This is a genomic window from Paenibacillus sp. BJ-4 (assembly GCF_020404765.1).
Classification (GTDB): Bacteria; Bacillota; Bacilli; order Paenibacillales; family Paenibacillaceae; genus Paenibacillus.
On the sequence record NZ_JAIVEM010000071.1, the window covers coordinates 93,366 to 112,412 of the forward strand.

The following is a 19,047-nucleotide window of genomic DNA, read 5'->3' on the forward strand; positions in this document are numbered from 1 at the left end:
ACCTGTTAAAGGCGCATTGGTCAAAATTCCGAAAGCTTTTCCATACTCATGCGACACTCGTTTATTTTATCACGACATTGTTAACAGAATGTAAAAACGATTATAGTTCATTCTTCCTGTTGCAATAATGGCAATTCAATCGTAAATGTAGTACCTATGCCAAGCTCACTTTCCACCGAAAGTGTTCCATGATGCAGGTCAACCAAATGCTTGACAATCGACAACCCCAGACCCGTTCCGCCCGAGTTGCGCGAGCGTCCTTTATCTACCCGGTAAAAGCGTTCAAAGATACGCGGCAAATCTTTTTTCGGAATCCCGATGCCTGTATCGCTGACCGTAAATACGACTCTTTCCGTGTCGTTCTCACGCTGTACTGTCATAACCTTGATCTTGACCTTGCCGCCGTCCAGTGTATAGTTAATGCCATTAGACAGAAGGTTCAGAAAAATCTGCTGGAGCTTATCTTCATCTGCCTCCATAAACAGTTCATCCGGAATATCCATATGCAGCGTAATTCGTTTTTTGGCAGCTACATTGTTCAGTTTCTCTAGCAATGATTCAATGAACGACGAAACATGCACTGGAGAGCAATCCAGCGGAGAACGCTTGGACTCGATTTTGGATAGCTCTAGAATGTCGCCGATCAGCCGATTCAGCCGTTCACTTTCATCATAAATAATTTGTAAAAATGAACGGGCTGTCTCCTCATCCTTAACCCCGCCGCCAAGCAACGTTTCGGCAAAGCCCTTGACCGCCGCAATCGGTGTTTTTAGCTCATGAGAAACATTCGCCACAAATTCGCTTCGCATATTTTCCAATCGGCGAATCGCCGTAATATCCTGCAAAAGGAACAACATCCCGCGGTATCCGCCGTCATCCTCGTACATGGGTACACCATCCAGCAAAACCAGTCGTTCCTCGGGATTGTACAAATGTACCTCACCATGCAGCCTCCCACGGCTTTGTATACTGCCCTCGATCAGCTTGGTCAGTTCGTAATGCTTCTTTAGCTCATGGTACGGTTTATCCGTCACCCGCTTACCCGCGACACCAAGCATCCGCTCAGACTCACGGTTTACAAGCGCAATACGCTCACCGGCATCAATCATCAGAATTCCACCAGTCATATTGCTCATGACGCTCTGGAGCAAATCCTCGTTATCACGGATCGTTTTCATTTGGTTTTGGAGACTGTCTGCCATGCGATTAATAGCTTCGCCCAGTTGCCCTACCTCATCCCTGCGCTCTATGCCTACCCGGGCGTCATAATCCAGCTTGGAAATACGATTGGCTACACCCGTAATATGCTCAATGGGTGAGGTTAGGCTGCGGGCGATACGATAGCTGACCAGCCCGGCAGCGAGAAACAGCACCACAAGTCCAATTCCAATGGCTGTCCAGCCGCGTTGTACTCCCTCCTCTACCGCTTGCAGGTTCATGGACAAACGGATATATCCGTCAAAGCCTTTATCCGACACAACAGGCTCTGCAACGTACAGCATGTTTCGCTGCAAGGTTTCGCTGTAGCGTATCGTGCGTCCGATCCCCTCTGTCGAGGCTTGCTTAATTTCTTCGCGGGATGCGTGGTTTTCCATCTTGCGCGGATCGCTTAACGAATCGCCAACCACCGTCCCATCCTTGCGAATGAAGGTCACACGCGATTCCGTCAGACGAGCAATTTCCTTCGCCTTTTCAGAATAATAAGAGACATAATCTGTGCTGGAAAGAGCGTCTGCATTGACAAAGGGGAATGTAGCGCGAAGCAGGTCGATCTCACGCCCCATGTTCTCCTCAAGCACCTTCATGTTTGAATTTTTAAAAATTTGTCCCATGGTAATTCCCGCAGCAAGGACAGATACACCAATCAAAATCAGCATGATCAGGGTAAGCCTGAAACGAAATGATTTCATAAAATATGCCCATCCTTTATGTAAGTTAAGTCCCATTCTACAGGCTACCTGCTTTTTGTTCCACTGCTAAAGAAAAAAGGTCGGGGCATGGACTGCCCCAACCTCCTGCTTATCCGTTAATGACTTCACCGCCGTTGATATGAATAACCTGCCCGCTTACATAAGAAGAATCGTCTGAAGCTAGGTACACATAGGCTGGCGCCAGTTCTTCCGGCTGACCCGGGCGCTTCATCGGCTGTGCTCCACCAAACTCGCTGACGGTTTTGGCATCGAACGTAGACGGAATTAGTGGTGTCCAGATCGGACCAGGTGCTACAGCATTCACCCGAATGCCCTGTTCCACCAAATTGAGTGAAAGGGAGCGAGTGAACGCGGTAATCGCCCCTTTGGTGGAGGAATAATCGATGAGCGTCTTATTTCCGGCATACGCAGTAATTGACGTTGTGTTGACGATGGCGCTCCCTTTTTTCAAATGTGGCAAAGCTGCTTGTGTCAGGAAGAACATACCGAAAATATTCGTACGGAAGGTGCGCTCCAACTGTTCTTTGGTGATATCCTCCAGCTTTTGCTGCGGATGCTGCTCCGCCGCATTGTTCACGACAATATCGAGCTTGCCCAGCTCGTTAACCGTCTGTTGAACCGCCTTTTTAGCAAATTGGTCATCTCCGATATCACCAGGGATCAGCACGCATTTGCGTCCTTCCTGCTCTACCTGACGTTTCGTTTCTTCTGCATCCTTATGCTCATTCAGATAAACGATGGCTACGTCAGCCCCTTCTTTGGCATACGTTACGGCTACAGCTCGTCCAATTCCACTGTCTCCGCCCGTAATAATCGCAACTTTATCTGTCAGTTTGCCAGCCGCTTTGTAAGTCGGCTTTTCAAATTGAGGGGCAGGCGACATTTTCGACTCAATTCCCGGTTGCTGCTCTTGATGCTGTGGGGGTAAGGTTTGCTGGGTTTGATTACTTTTTGGCATGGTAAAAACTCCTTTCAGAATCAGATATCCCTTAGGATGCAACATTTGCATCCACTCTACTCCTGATTTACCCAACAGCTTTCGGATTAAACGGAATGTATGATTATTATATGGAGATCGTTAAAAAATAAGGTATCCCAACATCTTGTGGTCTGCTAGACTATGGAAGGGAGCTACGTATATAAGCAGCAAAAAATAAATTACGAGAATAGCATGAGGAGGTTTGTTGAATAGAATGCTGGAAAAAAAGGTGACCTGGCTAGAGCTTTTTTATGATTTGCTCTTTGTGGCCGCAGTTTCCAAAGCTACTCATGTTTTATTGCACGTGGAGCACGGTAGTATTGCGATGGAGCATTTGGCAAAGTTTGTTCTTATTTTCATTCCCATTTGGTGGGCTTGGGTGGGACAAAGCGTTTATAACAACCGTTATGGCCAAGATACGACGACACACCGGATCTTCATGATCCTCGAACTATTTTTTGTTCTGATTATGACCGCCAGTCTGGATGCAGATTTTGACGCTAATTTCGCACCATTTCTGATTGGATATATCGGGTTAAGAGGCTTAACTGCGATTCAATATTTGGTATCCGCTCGAAGAGAAAAGCATCATAGGCAGGAGACTGCACGCTTCTTTGGAACCTACTTCTGGCTTGGAATCATCATCTCATGCTGCTCCATGTTTTTTGATTCATCGCTTCGATATGTCATTTTATATGCAGGTATTGCGGTTGACATCCTCGTGCCTTTAATAGGCCGTAAAAACCTGGTTAAAACACCAATCCATACAGCACATCTATTAGAGCGCTTTGCGCTGTTCACCTTGATTTTACTGGGTGAATCGGTTGTCAGCATGCTGTCAGTGTTAAAATCCGATAAATTCACACCTTCGTCCATTGGTTTTGCCGCTTTGGCCTTTGTATTGGTCATTGCGATTTGGTGGCAATACTTCGAAAATGTAGAAAAACGTATAGATAAAACAAAGCAAACGGCAGGACAAACCATCATCTACGGGCATTTGTTTATTTATTTCTCACTCAGTATGATTGCAGCTTCAATACAGCTCTTATTTCTGCAGCAATTGGCGTATCTGTTTATCCTTTGTTTTACTTTTGGATCTGTTTTGATTTACTTCTTATCCGTGATGCTTGTATTTCATCAGTATCGGTTTCATCATCTCAAGCCACGCTTTAAGGTCATGCTTTTATTATTGGGCCTGTTATGTGTCCTGTTTATCTTCAATCTCGTTATTGTAGTCTCCCCTCATCTCATCGTAGGTGAACTCATGTTGTTTTTTATCATTTTTGCCAAAGCGACTACATAATGTGCATAGGAATTATTGAAATTCAGCTATGACAGCTTGATATCGCAAAATGGCCTGTGCTAAAGAAGCACAGGCCATTATATTGCAATTCAGGAATTCGTAAAATCCGTTCACTTATACCTTTAAATAATGTGGTTGTACACCATTAAAAAGGTAATCATGATCAGGAATACTGCGAGCAATGTACTGAATGTACGCATTTTGCCAATATAGCCGTTAATCGGCTGATTATTGGGAAGTGCTTCCAGCGCCAAACGTAATGGCTTGCCCATAATGCCGCCAATGGCGGAAATAGCCAAAAACAGCACAAGCACGATGACGATCCATGCCACGGAATATGGGCCGCCAATAGTCAAAAATATACCGCTAACCAGCAGAATGATAAGTGCAAATTGGGCGATACGGTTTAAGAGCTGAACAGCTGACACCATACCTTCCTGCGCCGTGGGAGACAGGCTTCCAATCTTCCCCACTAAAAACGGCAATACTAGATAAAAGCCCAGTGCCAATGTTCCTATCATGTGTAGAAAAAACATTCCTCATTACCTCCGTTTGTATGAAACTCAAATCTATTATATCGGGCAAAAGGGACAAAGAGAAGCGGGAAAGTTTCAGATTGGGGGCTTGGGAGGCTCCGCGAACGAAACGTTGCTACCATCGCTGTTGTCTCCGAATTTTTTGAATATAGCTTTATGGTAAAAATCCGGAGACAAAGGCGAGCGCTACGCTTGTCCGCAATCGTTCCGTCCGCTTCGCTGGTGCCAGCAAATCCAATCTGATATTTTCGGTAATTAGAGAAAGGAATTACTCAAAAACTAAAGGGGGCCCGCAGCCAATAATATGGCTTATGGGACACCCCTTTAGTAAGTGAAAACAAAGATTACACGATAAACATATTTAGACGTTGACTACTTTAACTACATTGCGAACTGATTCGGCGGATTGATCAAGCGCTGCTTTTTCTTCAGCGGTCAATTCCAGCTCGAACACCTTTTCGATGCCATTGCCACCCAGAAGTGTCGGTACGCCGAGGAACAAGTCCTGATAACCGTACTCTCCCTCCAGATAAGCAATGACCGGGATAATACGTTTTTTGTCTTTTACAATCGCTTCTGTCATCTGCGTAAGCGAAGCGGCCGGGGCATAGTATGCACTACCATTACCCAACAGGTTCACAATCTCACCACCGCCGACACGCGTCCGTTGTACGATCGCTTCGATACGTTCCTGTGGAATCAAAGTTTCGATAGGGATACCACCGACGCTGGAATAGCGTACCATCGGCACCATATCATCACCGTGACCACCCAAAACGAAGCCGCGCACGTCTTCAACGGATACGTTCAATTCCTGTGCAATAAAGGTACAATACCGCGCTGTATCCAGCACACCCGATTGGCCGATAACCCGATTTTTCGGGAAACCAAGCGTCTGGTATGCAGTAAAGGTCATTGCATCGACCGGATTACTCAGAATAATGACAATGGAATCCGGCGCATACTTCTTCACGTTTTCGCACACGGATTTTACGATTCCTGCGTTGGTATTGACCAAATCATCACGACTCATGCCGGGCTTGCGTGCAATTCCAGCTGTTATGATAACAATGTCTGAATTGGCTGCATCCTCATAGTTGGAAGTACCTGTGACCAGGCTGTCAAAACCCTGTACCGGACCGGCCTCCAAAATATCGAGCGCCTTGCCCTTGGTCGGATTCTCAAGTTGCGGAATATCGATCAGCACGACATCGCCCAGCTCCTTTTGAGCCAGCATCAATGCGGTAGTGGCACCGGTAAAACCGGCGCCAACAATAGATATTTTTTTACGTTGAATGGTCACGTGGCATTCCCCTTCCTACAGGTTACTAATAATAGTATCTGCAAATTCGGAGCATTTCACTTGTGTAGCACCATCCATCAGACGGGCAAAGTCATACGTTACGATTTTCTGATTTATGGACGTTTCCAGTCCTTTATAGATCAGGTCAGCGGCTTCCTTCCAGCCCAAGTGCTCAAGCAGCATGACGCCGGACAAAATCACAGAGCCAGGGTTCACAACGTCTTTGTCAGCATATTTTGGCGCTGTGCCATGTGTAGCTTCAAAAATGGCATGCCCTGTTACATAGTTAATGTTCGCACCTGGGGCAATACCGATTCCACCGACTTGAGCAGCCAGTGCATCGGACAGATAGTCCCCGTTCAGGTTCAGCGTAGCAATAACATCAAATTCGGATGGGCGTGTCAGTACTTGTTGAAGTGCAATGTCAGCAATCGCATCCTTGATGATGATTTTGCCTGCATCTTCAGCAGCTTTTTGAGCTGCATTGGCCGCATCTTCACCGTCTTTTTCCTTAATGGCATCATATTGAGCCCAAGTAAATACTTTATCTGCAAATTCTTCCTCGGCTACTTCATAACCCCAGTTTTTGAAAGCACCTTCGGTAAATTTCATAATGTTGCCTTTGTGTACGAGCGTTACGCTCTTGCGTCCGTGGTCAACAGCATACTGAATGGCTGCGCGAACCAGACGTTTTGAACCTTCGGAGGAAACCGGCTTAATCCCGATACCCGAGGTTTCAGGGAAACGGATTTTGTTCACACCCAGCTCTTGCTGGAGGAACTGAATGACCTTTTTCACGTCTTCGGAGCCTTCGGCATACTCAATACCTGCGTAGATATCTTCTGTGTTCTCACGGAAAATAACCATATCTACCAACTCAGGACGTTTTACCGGAGACGGTACGCCGTTAAAGTAACGAACAGGACGCAGACATACGTACAAATCCAGTTCTTGGCGCAATGCCACATTCAAGGAACGAATGCCACCGCCAATAGGTGTCGTAAGTGGACCTTTAATGGCTACAATATACTCACGGATGGCTTCCAGTGTATCGTTAGGCAGCCACTCGCCGTATGTATTGAAAGCTTTCTCACCAGCGAATACTTCATACCAGGCAATCTTTTTAGTGCCGTTATATGCTTTATCTACAGCTGCGTCCAGTACGCGCTTGGATGCTTTCCAGATGTCACGTCCTGTGCCATCACCTTCGATGAACGGAATAACCGGATGGTTCGGAACCTGTAGCTGACCGTTATCAATCGTAATTTTTTCGCCTTCAGTTGGGAGCTCAAACTTTTCAAATTTCACCATAAGTTCCTTTTCCTCCTCAGATATGAATGGGTACATGGCGAAAGAAGTGATCTTCATCACAGACAAAAAACGTCTATCCCTCGCCGTCCCCTTTATTGTACCTTATTTTTTAAATTCAGGATATACAACCTTGATATTCCTTCAACAAGGAATTAGCGCAGCTCTGGCGCCACATATTTTTGATCCATCGGACCTGTATACTCGGCACGCGGACGGATCAGACGATTATTTTCGTACTGCTCCAAGATATGCGCGGTCCACCCGGATACACGGCTCACAGCAAAGATCGGTGTAAACAAGTCTCGCTTTATACCCAGTTGGGTATAAACAGAGGCAGAATAAAAATCCACATTCGGTTTCAAGCCCTTTTGCCCTGTCACAATTTCCTCAATTCGAACCGACATATCAAACAACGTGGTGTCACCGTTCATTTGGCCCAGTTCACGGGACATCTTGTGCAAGTGCTTGGCACGCGGATCACCGTTTTTATAGACACGATGCCCAAAGCCCATGATTTTTTCACGGTTATCCAGTTTGGCCTGAATATACGAGTCCACCTGATCCAAACCGCCAATTTCCTCCAGCGTCCTGGCAACAGCCTCATTGGCTCCGCCATGCAGTGGTCCTTTTAAAGCGCCAATAGCAGACGTAATCCCTGAATAAATATCCGACAATGTAGCTACCGTTACACGCGCAGCAAAAGTCGAAGCATTCAATTCATGATCGGCATGCAGCACAAGAGCCTGATTAAACGCTTTGATAGCCGTCTCCTCTGGCTCTTTGCCAGTAAGCTGGTACAAAAAGTTTTCAGCGATGGAAACATTTTTTTTAGGCGCAATCGGCTCCAAGCCCTCGCGTATACGCGCTATGGCTGCCACAATGGTGGGCAATTGCGCCTGAAGCTTGACGGTTTTGGTCACATTCGACTCTCTAGACATATCATCCGCCTCTGGATCATACAAAGCGAGAGACGATACGGCTGACCTCAAGGCGGCCATCGTGCTCAAATCTTTCGGGTACAACTTTAACTGAGTAATAATTTCCTCCGGAATAGCAGCATATTCGCTTAATTGGTTGCGAAGCTCCTGCAATTGCGCTTGATCGGGCAGTTTTCCAAACCACAGCAAATAAGCTACCTCTTCAAAATCGGCGTTAACAGCCAAATCATCAATGTTATAACCCCGGTACGTGAGAACGCCATCTACGATAGAGCTTATGGAGGAAGTGGTTGCCACAATTCCTTCCAGACCTTTAGTCGCTGTCATCGTTACATCTCTCCTTTGTAAAAACATTGTGAACGGACTTGCAATGTAAACATTTTCAAAAGTAAGATATGCCTTTTAAATAGCTAAGTAATGTTAACGCCATATGTCAATATTTAAACCTTCTTTCACTATACTGGATTTTGTCGTTTATGTGAACATTCAGGGCTATTCCGACACATTCAAATGTTTTATCGCTTCTATAAAGATTTTTTTGAAACCCCTTACATTTTTTGAAGTCCGTTTGCACTTTTTTACATAGGTCTTGTCTCCCCCCCTCCCAGCATATGTATAGTAGAGCACTTATTTTGTGGAATACCATCGTAAAAGAAAGGAGCCGTGAGAGCTTGAGCCGATTGATCCTGAACCGCATATTTCGTGCTCTGTGGGTCACTATTGTGATAGTAGCTCTGTTGCTGGGCATATATGTGCTGTTCCCACTCGTTTATCCATTCCTGCTCGCCTGGCTTGTGGCCTATGCCATGAACCCGCTGGTTGGTTTTCTGCGTACAAAAGCCCGCATGCCGCGTTGGATGGCTGTCACGGTCTCATTGTTTGTATATTTAGGCGGAATCGCAATTGTCCTGTCTGCGGCAATAACCCGAATGGTGCGAGAGGTTATTAAGCTGACCATGACGTTTGACGGACATATTGAGCATTTTAAAAGCCTGTTTATCGACTGGACTCAGAGTGATCTGATTCAAAATGTAATTAACGAAATCAATCATTTCATTCGCGATAATCCGGATTATCAGCATACTATAAATAGCAATATTGACAAAACCACTCAAACGGTCAGTTCGGCCGTCACTACGCTGGTCGCCCAATTTTTTAATGGCATTTTGAATTTGCTGACCTCTCTGCCTAATATGGGCGCCGTGCTAATGGTCATTGTTGTAGCCGCATTTTTTATCAGCAAGGACTGGAACCAGCATAGCCGGATACTCTCCAATACGATTCCGGATACGATTCGCAAGCCATTATCGGGTATATGGCACGATCTTCGCAAGGCACTGTTCGGCTATTTGCGTGCACAATTTATTATTATCTCCATTACGGCCTTGACGGTCATTGTTGGACTATTCATATTGCGTGTGGAATCCGCCTTTACCATCGGTTTGATGATCGGGCTGGTGGACTTGCTGCCTTATTTAGGGGTTGGCCTAGTGATGATTCCATGGATACTGTATGCCTATATGTCGGGTAATTTGGCATTAGGGGTAGGATTATCGATCCTCTATATCATCCTGTTGGTTGGACGGCAAATTGTAGAGCCGAAGGTGTTAGCCAGCAGCGTGGGTTTGAACCCGCTTCCCACCCTCATCGGCATGTTCATCGGGCTCAAGTTGTTTGGCGTTTTGGGGCTGATTATCGGTCCTGTATCACTCATAATCGTCGATGCCCTGAATCGCGCGAATGTCATTCAGGACTTACGCAACTACATTCTTGCCGGAAGAGTGCGTTAAGTAGGTAGGAAAAACGGCCTCACGTCAAAACCGTCGAAACGTAATACTGCCATTTTTCATTTTTTTCTCCAGCCACTTCAATAAAAAGCGTCGGTACAACGCACGTGTTAAAGGAAATACCAGCGTAAAACCAATAATATCGGTTAAAAATCCGGGGATAAGCAGTAAACTTCCGCCGAAAAAAACACATAACCCATCCAGCATTTTACGGCCAGGTACTTGCCCCCGGTTCATTTCATGTTTCGCATCGGCAATCACCTTGCGACCTTCAAATTGCATCATGGCTGCACCAATCAGGGTCGTCAGAATGATGAGCAGAATCGTTTTGCCCGCTCCAATCCAGTGACTTACCCATATGAACCCGTACAACTCTGCCAGAGGAATGAGCAGCAGCAACAGCCACAGGCGCTTGCGCATCATCATGATTTCTTTCCCTCCCCGCCTGTAAAAGCAGACCTTAACGCCGTGTATAGCTCAGGTAGTGCCTGATCTAGCCTGACGGGCTTCCATTCGGTATTTACCCATGCGTGGCGTGTCTTTCCTGTGACGAGCAGCTCTCCCGGCAACGTATCTACCTGTGTCCACACCTTTCCAACATTGTTTTGATGCTCGTCAGCCGTTACACGCCGAACCTCATAAATATAGTTTAGACGCAGTCTGGAGAAGTCCGTGATGGCTGTATAAACAGTAATCATGTCATCGTAGCGAGCAGGACTCCCATATTTCGCATTGATTTCAAGAACTGGCAGCAAAACTCCCCGTTCCTCCATACTCCGATAGTTAAAGCCTGCCTGACGGATCATTTCGGTACGCCCAATCTCAAACCAGTTCAAATAATTCGCATGATACACGACCCCCATCTGGTCTGTTTCCTGATAACGGACACGTAGCGGTGCACCATACCAGCGTAATTCGTTTTGTTTCTCCTCTTGAGTCATACTAGCTCTCCTATCTTTGCACATCTTTATCTCTATGTTGCCCTCTCTCCATTAAACCATATTTACAGCCAAGGAACAAAAAGAGGGCCGACCGACGGTCAGCCCTTTCAACTATGGTGAAATGATCGCTTATTATTTAGGCAACGGCTTGGACAATTTATAATATCCGCTTTCCGACGCCGCAATCAACAGACTTTTTGCTTGACTTCCTGCCCAAGCATAACCAAGACGTCTTTCTTCACTGATTTTCATAATGTCTGTATACTTTTTGCCATCTCGGTCTGAGAAAAAATACTTATTGTCTTCCACATTGTAGAAACGATACCACATAACGCTTGATGCATCCTTTTGGAAGAACTCTGGACCTTTACGATTGTATTTGATACCGTCGATTCGGTTCGTGTCAAACCATTTCAAGGCGCTCAGTGCTGCTTTTTTCACCTCAGCCGTTTGCGGTTGGGACATCAGAAAGGCCGTGATGCCTACCGATTCCGTAGTTGTTTTGGAAGCAAGCTCAAATGCCCGGGCAGGCACAGATGCATAAGTAACCGGATCATGCTGTGCACCCCAGATCGTCGGCGTACCATTGTTTACAATTTGAGCTTTAACCGTATACTGTACGCCTTTATTCAGAGCCTGCTGAAGTCTGGAGCGATATGTATTGTCAAGAATATCGCTATCAAAAGGCTGTCTCTTGTTCACAATATCATCAGCCAAAACCATTATTCTAACCATTGCATCATCGTTGTAGGTTGCGGCATCAGAATAATTACCACGTTTAGGGTATACTTGCGGCCAACCACCGGAGGAATATTGAGAGGTTAGAACGAAGTCAACTGCTTTTTGTACACTGTTCTTCATGTCTTTATTTTTTGTTTTTTTGTAAACATCCGCCAAAAAACGAATCTCGGTTGTCGTGGCCTCGTTATCAAACGTTCCCAGTTCCACGCCATCCTTGTTCACCCAGGTAGAGCGTGCAGCTTTGCCATCCCACTTGGATTTATAATTTTTTTCCATAGCTTTGAAAAACCCGCCATGCGGCAATTGCCACGATACAATATTCAAGGCCAGTTTGGTATCCTTGGATACATCGCCTGTAGAAAATTTACTAAAATCACGATAGTTGTCCAGCAGGCTGCTCGCACTCACGCTAGCGAATGGAACAACAGCATTTTTGTAAATGGTCGTATCCCCGTATACTGCCTGGGTAACACTCGCACCCGTATCAGCTGTATCCTGCTCTGCTGCCGCCCATGAAGGGTTAATAAGTCCCGTTGTTACCGTAATCGCCATTCCAGAAAGGGCGATCCATTTGACAGATTCTTTAACATTAAACCTCATTCCAAACCTCTCCTTTAATTTGAGTGTGATGCTTCAAAATCTATTAAACACATGTATTATATGAAAATATACCCAAATAATCAATATATTTTATTATATACAAATGTAAGAGTTTACTAAACTAATAAAAAAACCTCTTACTAATACTTGATTAGTAAGAGGTTTTATCCCGTTTCATATATATAGTAAAGTTGTTGAAAACTGTACGGCTTACCCAAAGCGACCCATAATGTACTCCTGGGTCAGTTCATTTTCAGGATTAGTGAAAATATTGTTTGTTTTTCCATGTTCAATCAGATTCCCGATATAAAAATAAGCAGTATAGTCTGAAATCCGTGCGGCCTGCTGCATATTATGCGTCACAATCACGATACGCAGCTCTTTTTTCAATTCAGTAATAAGTTCTTCGATCTTGCCTGTAGACACGGGGTCCAGTGCAGAGGCCGGCTCGTCAAGCAACAAAATTTTCGGCTGGACGGAGAGCGCACGCGCAATACAAAGCCGCTGCTGCTGCCCGCCAGATAACGCTAGTGCGGAATCATGAAGGCGATCCTTGACCTCATCCCACAGCGCTGCCTTACGCAGGCTGCTTTCCACGATTTCATCAAGCTGCTTCTTTTTGCGCACCCCCCGATATTTGGGACCGAAGGCGATATTATTGTAAATAGATTTATAAAAAGGGTTGGGACGCTGCCACACCATGCCAATTTGCTGACGCAGCTTGATCACGTCCGTTCCCGGCGCGGTCAAATCCTGCCCGTCCATCCAGATGTGCCCTGTTGTAGAGGAAGACGCGATCTCGTCGTTCATGCGATTAAGTGAGCGTAAAAAGGTCGACTTGCCACAACCGGAAGGACCGATCAGGGCGGTCACAGTTTGCTCGGGAAAGGCCAGATTTATTTTTTTTACAGCCTCAAAGCTGCCATAATAAATACTCAAATCCTCGGTACTAAATGGCTGCGGCGGTTGCCCCGCAAGTTGTTCCGAGCGTGTAGACTGAACGGGTGTTGTTGGTGCTGCAGGTTTTGCCGTTCGTGTAATCACTTGTTCCATATTCCCCATCCCCTTTCTAATCCATACGTTTGGCAGCTGTCAGACGGCGGTAAACGACTCTTCCGAACCATCTTGCACACAAGTTGAAGGCAAGTACGAGCAATACCAAGACCGCGGAAGCGCCTGCGGCGATATCCTTGGAATCAGGAGCAATGCCTTCACTGTTCACCTTCCAAATATGCACAGCGAGCGTTTCGGCAGGTCTCATCGGATTAATAGGCGATCTGGCATGCAATGGATTCCAATCGGTAAAATCAAGCGGCGGCGTACTCATCCCTGCTGTAAACAGCAACGCGGCGGCTTCCCCGAAAATCCGGCCTGCGGCCAAAATGGTACCCGTAATCAAGCTTGGCAGCGCAGCTGGCAGTAAAATGGAGGTGATGATTTTCCATTTGGATAATCCGAGCGCAAGCCCGGCTTCCTTTTGCTCCTTAGGTATAGCCCGGAAAGCCTGCTCTGTTGTACGAACCATCAGTGGCAGATTGAATACTGCCAAGGCCAAGGCTCCTGATAACAGAGAAAAACCAAAATTAAACGTATTTACGATAAGTAAAAGTCCAAACAAACCGATGACGATGGACGGGAAGGAAGACAATACTTCGACGACAAGTCGTATAAAGTCCGTAATTTTTCCCGGCTTTGCGTATTGCGCCATGTATATACCGGCACCCCAGCCAATCGGAATGGTAATGATCAAAGTTAAGATTAGCAAAAATACAGAGTTAAATAGCTGCGGGCCAATGCCTCCGCCTGCGCGTAACGTTTGGGGAGCACTGGTTAGAAAATCAAAGGAAATGTGACTTACTCCACGGGCCAAAATGAATCCCAATAATCCGACCAAAAGTACAACAATGAACAAGGCAAAGAAACAGATTACAAATGTAGCGATTTTATCGGTTGTTTTAGCTCTCATCAAATCCGGTTTCTCCTTTCAAGCAGCCTTACCAGCAGCACAAAGATAAATGTCATGAGCAGAAGCACAAGCGCCATACTCCAAAGAGCGTTGTTATGAACTGAGCCCATAGCTGTGTTGCCCATGCTAAGTGTAATAACGCTGGTCAAGGTCGAAGCGGATTCCAACAAGGAGCTTGGTATGTGCGGTGCATTCCCGATGACCATCTGCACAGCCAGCGCTTCCCCAAAGGCACGAGCCATACCGAGAATTATTCCTGTCAAAAGAGCGGGCAGCAGCGTCGGAATAATGACGCGTGCAATGGTCTGCCAGCGGGTAGCCCCTAAAGCGTAAGAGGATTCGCGCAGACCACCAGGCAAGGATGACAGAGCATCCGCCATAATACTCGTAATGGTCGGCAAAATCATCACAGACAACACAAGGCAGCCTGCCAAAATGCCGATGCCTTGTCCTCCGAACACGTTCCGCAGCAACGGGACGATCACGGTCAAACCGACAAAGCCATATACAACAGATGGAATACCGGATAATAATTCAATCGCGGGTTGAAGGATACGTTTACCCGATTTCGGCACGATTTCCGTCATAAATAAAGCCGCACATAAGCTGAGCGGACTGGCAATTAGAGCCGCCAGTATGGTTACTGCAAAAGAACCCGTAATAAACGGAAGCGCGCCGAAGGACTTGGGTTCACCGTCCGGGCTCCATTTGGTGCCAAAGAAAAACTCACGTAGACTTACTCCATTCATCGCAAATGTAGCTACACCTTTGGAGGCAACAAAATATACGATGGAGACAATGACTGCAACTAAAAAAACGACACAAACCGACGTATAAATGCGGCCGGTCCATTCTTCCCAGTAATGTCTTTCTTTCATAACTCGGGAACGTTTATTCTGTTCCATGTATGCCTTCCCTTCAATTGGTTCCATACTGTAACTCCTTTAACCGAAGAATAGAGGCCGGACGCTAGTCCGCCTCTTCTCCGTGAATATACTTCGCATTAGCTGCATTCATCCGAACAGGAGGTGTATCTCCTTATTTCGTAATGTTACCGTCAGCATCGCGTTTAACTTGCATGCCTGATACTGGAATGTATCCCAGATCTACGACATCGGATTTCTGGATTTCATCAGACAGGATATAATCCAGGAATGCTTTGACGTGTTCTTTTGGCTCACCCTTAGTGTACATATGCTCGTAAGCCCATACTGGATATTTACCTTGCTCTACATTTTCCACGTTGGCTTCAACACCATCGTATTTCAAAGCTGTTACAGTGTTGTCGATGTAGGACAGAGCCAGATAACCAATAGCACCCGGTGTTTCAGCAATCAGCTTTTTCACAGTACCGGAGGAATCTTCCTGAATGGAGCCCGGCAGATCTTCCGTTTTTTGTCCCAATGCATATTTTTCAAATGTTGCACGAGTACCGGAGCTGCTTGGACGGTTTACAATAACGATTTTTTGATCCGCACCACCAACTTGTTTCCAGTTCGTGATTTTACCTGTGAAAATTTGTACCAATTGATCTTTCTTTAGGTCTGTTACGCCAACCTTAGGATTTGCTACTGCTGACATCGCTACAACAGCTACTTGGTGATCGACTAGCTCATCTGCGCCGCTCTCCAGTTTTTCTTTGGCAAACACGTCAGAGTTACCGATATCCGCTTGTCCGCCGGAAACCTGAGTCAAGCCAGTACCGCTGCCGCCGCCCTGTACTTGAACTGCAATGCCTTTATATTTATCGACAGCCATAAATTTTTGTCCTGCTTGCTCTACCAATGGTTGAAGTGCCGTGGAGCCAACAGCCAGAATGTTACCTGTCAGTTCAGCAGCTGCTTTATCGTCTGTTCCTTTAGCAGCATCTCCTTGTGGTGCAGCATTGTTACCTGACCCGCAAGCTGCGAGTGCAAATACCATGGTGAGAGTCATCAGAATGAACGGCCATTTTTTCAACATTTTTTATTGTCCTCCCCTTAGTTAAGTGACGGTTTTTTATTTATGACCATCAACACTTTACATTGTAGACCTGGAATGTTAGACGAACGACGTGGTTTTGTAAAACAAATATAAAATATTGATAGATAAATTATTTTTCGGTATATAATTAATCTATAGTTAAAATTCACATATGAATGACATATAAGGAGAACTGTTCGATTCCATGAATATTCTAAAATTGCGTATCTTGATGCTGATCGACAAATTCCATAAGGCGACGGATGTGGCCGCAGCTTTGCAAGTCAAGCAGCCTACCGTCAGCTTTCATATGAAGAGCCTTGAAAAGGAAATGGGTGTTTCCCTATTTTCTCTTCATCAAGGCAGAATTATGCTAACCGAAGCCGGAAAAAGAATGCTGCCCTACGCGAAGCAGATCATCTCTCTCGAGCAAGAAGCAAGACAAGCTGTAGATGAACTCGCAGAGGAATCGCAGGCCCAATTACATCTGGGCGCAGAGTCGATATCAGGCACATATCTCCTCCCCCCTATCATTGCTAAGTTTGCTCAACAATATCCAGAGTGCCGAATTCGCTTGGAAATTCAACCACCAGATACAATCAGACAGTTGCTGCAGCAGGGAGAACTTGATTTTGTTTTTCTGGACGATAAAGGTCCTCTACCGGAATATACGGTGGCAGAGGTGGTGGCTTCGGATCGAATTGGGATTATCAGGAACAAAAATAATGCTTCCAAATCAGTGGATGTCTACAGACCTGATATGCTGGACAAGCATGCGTGGGTGAGATACAGCGGGGCATCTGCTATCGATGCGCATTCCTCTCTGCTTAAACCCTATCTGGAGACCAACTCATGGGAGGCGTTAAAGCAAGTAGTAGGCGACGGAGAAGCGCTTGCCTTCTTTCCTGCCTGTGGTGTTCAGTACGACAATAGCAGCGTTCCTAAGGTGGAATGGCTTCCTTATGCTGAGGCTACTGAGGTTGATGGACAAAGTGACTGTTATCTAATAAACATTGTGTATCAACGTGGTACACACCAGAGCATGATCCAACAGGCATTCCTGGATTTCATGCGGCAAGAAGCGCAGAAAATTAAAAACTAGAGAACACCAAAAAGAGCATCCAAGTCGCAATGACCTGGATGCTCTGCTTGCTGTATCCAAACGATACAGCCTGTTTAATATTCCGAACAGGATAAAATTATGCTTGTGCAGGAACACAGCTAATTTTAATCAGGTTGGTAGAACCGGAATCGCCAAGCGGTACGCCAGCGGTAATTATAACCAAATCGCCTTCTTTAACAAGACCGGAATTGCGACCGCCTTCCAGTGCATTGTCAAACAGACTGTCCGTTGTGTCCACAATCGGTCTTCCTTGGACTGCATGTACGCCCCAGATCAGAGCCAGGCGGCGAACGGTTCTTTCCTGTGTTGTCACAGCAATAATCGGAGCTTCTGGACGGTATTTGGAAATCATACGCGCCGTTGTTCCGCTTTGTGTGGACGTCAGGATCGCTTTGGCATGCAGGTCAAGTGCAGAAATGGAAACGGATTGGCTGATTGCTTCCGTAATACTAATTTCTTGTGCCGTTCTTTGTTTCTTGAACAAATCACGGTAATTCAGAGAGGACTCTGCTTTTTCTGCAATACGGGACATTGTCAGTACGGATTCTACCGGATATTTACCCGCAGCTGTTTCGCCGGACAGCATAATTGCATCTGTTCCGTCAAAAATAGCATTGGCTACGTCACTTGCTTCCGCACGAGTCGGACGCGGGTTACGTTGCATAGAATCTAGCATTTGTGTGGCCGTAATAACAGGCTTGCCAGCTACATTACATTTGTTAATCATCAGTTTTTGCGCCAAAGGCACTTCTTCAGCAGGGATTTCCACACCAAGGTCACCACGGGCAACCATCAGGCCGTCGGAGGCTTCCAAAATTTCGTCCAGGTTGTCAACACCTTGCTGATTTTCTATTTTGGAAATGATTTGAATGTGACTTGCGTTGTGCTTCGCCAGCAATTCACGGATTTCCAGTACGTCACTTGCTTTACGAACAAAAGAAGCCGCGATGAAATCAATGTCCTGCTCAATACCGAAAATGATGTCGTTAGCATCCTTCTCTGTAATACCAGGCAAAGAAATGGCTACGCCTGGCACGTTAACGCCCTTCTTGCTCTTGATCGTTCCACCATTGACAATGCGGCATTTGATTTCAGTGCCTGATACTTCAATAACGGTGAGTCCGATCAGACCGTCGTCGATCAGAATGGTGGAGCCGGGCTCCACGTCAGCGGGAAGGTCCTTGTACGTAATGGAAATACGATCTTTCGTACCAAGAATTTCTTCCGTAGTCAGCGTAATGAACTCGTCCTGAACAAGCTCAATAGGTTCAACCTCGAGCTTTCCTGTCCGGATTTCCGGCCCCTTCGTATCGAGCAAAATAGCAACGTTTTTGTTAAGCTCCTTGCAAGCTTGACGGATATTTTTGATCCGGTTGCCATGCTCCTCGAAATCACCGTGAGAGAAATTCAGGCGGGCTACGTTCATACCAGCCAAAATCAGTTTCTTCACATTTTCCAATGACTCACTGGAAGGACCGATAGTACATACAATCTTAGTTTTGCGCATTTGGGTTTTTCCTCCGTTTTCAAAGGTGCTACTTTATATCTTTTTCCAACAATTAAATCTACTACACTTTTTCCTATTTGTATAGGAAGTTCGTCATATTTATTGTTACCCGTTTCCAG

General features: G+C 45.9%; 17 protein-coding genes. 3 read left to right on the plus strand and 14 right to left on the minus strand.

Going from position 1 to position 19,047, the window contains the following annotated elements:
* Positions 1-107: 107 nt before the first annotated feature.
* A complete protein-coding gene (pnpS, locus tag LCF57_RS11655; RefSeq protein WP_226000829.1) occupies positions 108-1,910 on the minus strand; it encodes a two-component system histidine kinase PnpS in 1,803 nt (600 codons plus the stop codon).
* A gap of 109 nt (positions 1,911-2,019) precedes the next feature.
* Positions 2,020-2,889 (minus strand): SDR family oxidoreductase, encoded by an 870-nt coding sequence (locus tag LCF57_RS11660; RefSeq protein ID WP_226000830.1) that lies wholly within the window; start codon positions 2,887-2,889, stop codon positions 2,020-2,022.
* 235 nt (positions 2,890-3,124) lie between these two features.
* Here LCF57_RS11660 and LCF57_RS11665 point away from each other — a divergent pair, with 235 nt between their 5' ends.
* Entirely contained in the window at positions 3,125-4,213 is a 1,089-nt protein-coding gene (locus tag LCF57_RS11665) for a low temperature requirement protein A (RefSeq protein WP_226000831.1), read from the plus strand.
* Positions 4,214-4,335: 122 nt separating this feature from the next.
* Here the strand turns inward: LCF57_RS11665 and LCF57_RS11670 are convergent, their stop codons facing one another.
* The 4 genes from LCF57_RS11670 to citZ all read right to left on the minus strand — a co-directional run bounded on the left by LCF57_RS11670 (position 4,336) and on the right by citZ (position 8,628).
* A complete protein-coding gene (locus LCF57_RS11670) occupies positions 4,336-4,749 on the minus strand; it encodes a hypothetical protein (RefSeq protein ID WP_226000832.1) in 414 nt (137 codons plus the stop codon).
* Between the two features lie 361 nt (positions 4,750-5,110).
* The gene (gene mdh / locus LCF57_RS11675) at positions 5,111-6,052 is read right to left on the minus strand and encodes a malate dehydrogenase (protein WP_226000833.1); all 942 of its coding nucleotides are present in this window, start codon (positions 6,050-6,052) and stop codon (positions 5,111-5,113) included.
* 15 nt (positions 6,053-6,067) lie between these two features.
* Entirely contained in the window at positions 6,068-7,363 is a 1,296-nt protein-coding gene (icd, locus tag LCF57_RS11680) for an NADP-dependent isocitrate dehydrogenase (protein ID WP_152381159.1), read from the minus strand.
* A 152-nt stretch (positions 7,364-7,515) separates the two neighbouring features.
* Positions 7,516-8,628, minus strand: a complete 1,113-nt coding sequence (gene citZ / locus LCF57_RS11685; RefSeq protein ID WP_226000834.1) for a citrate synthase — start codon at positions 8,626-8,628, stop codon at positions 7,516-7,518.
* Positions 8,629-8,972: 344 nt separating this feature from the next.
* Between citZ and ytvI the strand changes: the two genes are divergently transcribed.
* Positions 8,973-10,091 (plus strand): sporulation integral membrane protein YtvI, encoded by a 1,119-nt coding sequence (gene ytvI, locus LCF57_RS11690; protein ID WP_226000835.1) that lies wholly within the window; start codon positions 8,973-8,975, stop codon positions 10,089-10,091.
* A 24-nt stretch (positions 10,092-10,115) separates the two neighbouring features.
* On the opposite strand, the gene LCF57_RS11695 is transcribed toward ytvI, so the two are convergent.
* The 7 genes from LCF57_RS11695 to LCF57_RS11725 all read right to left on the minus strand — a co-directional run bounded on the left by LCF57_RS11695 (position 10,116) and on the right by LCF57_RS11725 (position 16,298).
* Complete coding sequence (locus tag LCF57_RS11695) at positions 10,116-10,514, minus strand: FxsA family protein (protein WP_010349074.1); 399 nt, start codon at positions 10,512-10,514, stop codon at positions 10,116-10,118.
* Complete coding sequence (locus LCF57_RS11700) at positions 10,511-11,029, minus strand: acyl-CoA thioesterase (protein WP_226000836.1); 519 nt, start codon at positions 11,027-11,029, stop codon at positions 10,511-10,513. The genes LCF57_RS11695 and LCF57_RS11700 overlap by 4 nt, the downstream gene beginning before the upstream one ends.
* Positions 11,030-11,161: 132 nt before the next feature.
* A complete protein-coding gene (gene pelA, locus LCF57_RS11705) occupies positions 11,162-12,370 on the minus strand; it encodes a pectate lyase (protein WP_226000837.1) in 1,209 nt (402 codons plus the stop codon).
* A 210-nt stretch (positions 12,371-12,580) separates the two neighbouring features.
* Complete coding sequence (gene pstB, locus LCF57_RS11710) at positions 12,581-13,423, minus strand: phosphate ABC transporter ATP-binding protein PstB (RefSeq protein WP_226000838.1); 843 nt, start codon at positions 13,421-13,423, stop codon at positions 12,581-12,583.
* A 16-nt stretch (positions 13,424-13,439) separates the two neighbouring features.
* Positions 13,440-14,336, minus strand: coding sequence for a phosphate ABC transporter permease PstA (gene pstA, locus LCF57_RS11715; RefSeq protein WP_226000980.1), 897 nt, complete (start codon positions 14,334-14,336; stop codon positions 13,440-13,442).
* The gene (gene pstC / locus LCF57_RS11720) at positions 14,336-15,268 is read right to left on the minus strand and encodes a phosphate ABC transporter permease subunit PstC (RefSeq protein WP_226000839.1); all 933 of its coding nucleotides are present in this window, start codon (positions 15,266-15,268) and stop codon (positions 14,336-14,338) included. Before pstC ends, pstA begins: the two co-directional genes overlap by 1 nt.
* Positions 15,269-15,374: 106 nt before the next feature.
* Positions 15,375-16,298, minus strand: coding sequence for a phosphate ABC transporter substrate-binding protein (locus tag LCF57_RS11725; protein ID WP_226000840.1), 924 nt, complete (start codon positions 16,296-16,298; stop codon positions 15,375-15,377).
* 205 nt (positions 16,299-16,503) lie between these two features.
* Here LCF57_RS11725 and LCF57_RS11730 point away from each other — a divergent pair, with 205 nt between their 5' ends.
* Positions 16,504-17,400, plus strand: coding sequence for a LysR family transcriptional regulator (locus LCF57_RS11730; protein ID WP_226000841.1), 897 nt, complete (start codon positions 16,504-16,506; stop codon positions 17,398-17,400).
* A 97-nt stretch (positions 17,401-17,497) separates the two neighbouring features.
* Here LCF57_RS11730 and pyk read toward each other — a convergent pair whose 3' ends face one another.
* A complete protein-coding gene (gene pyk / locus LCF57_RS11735) occupies positions 17,498-18,928 on the minus strand; it encodes a pyruvate kinase (protein ID WP_226000842.1) in 1,431 nt (476 codons plus the stop codon).
* Positions 18,929-19,047 lie beyond the last annotated feature (119 nt).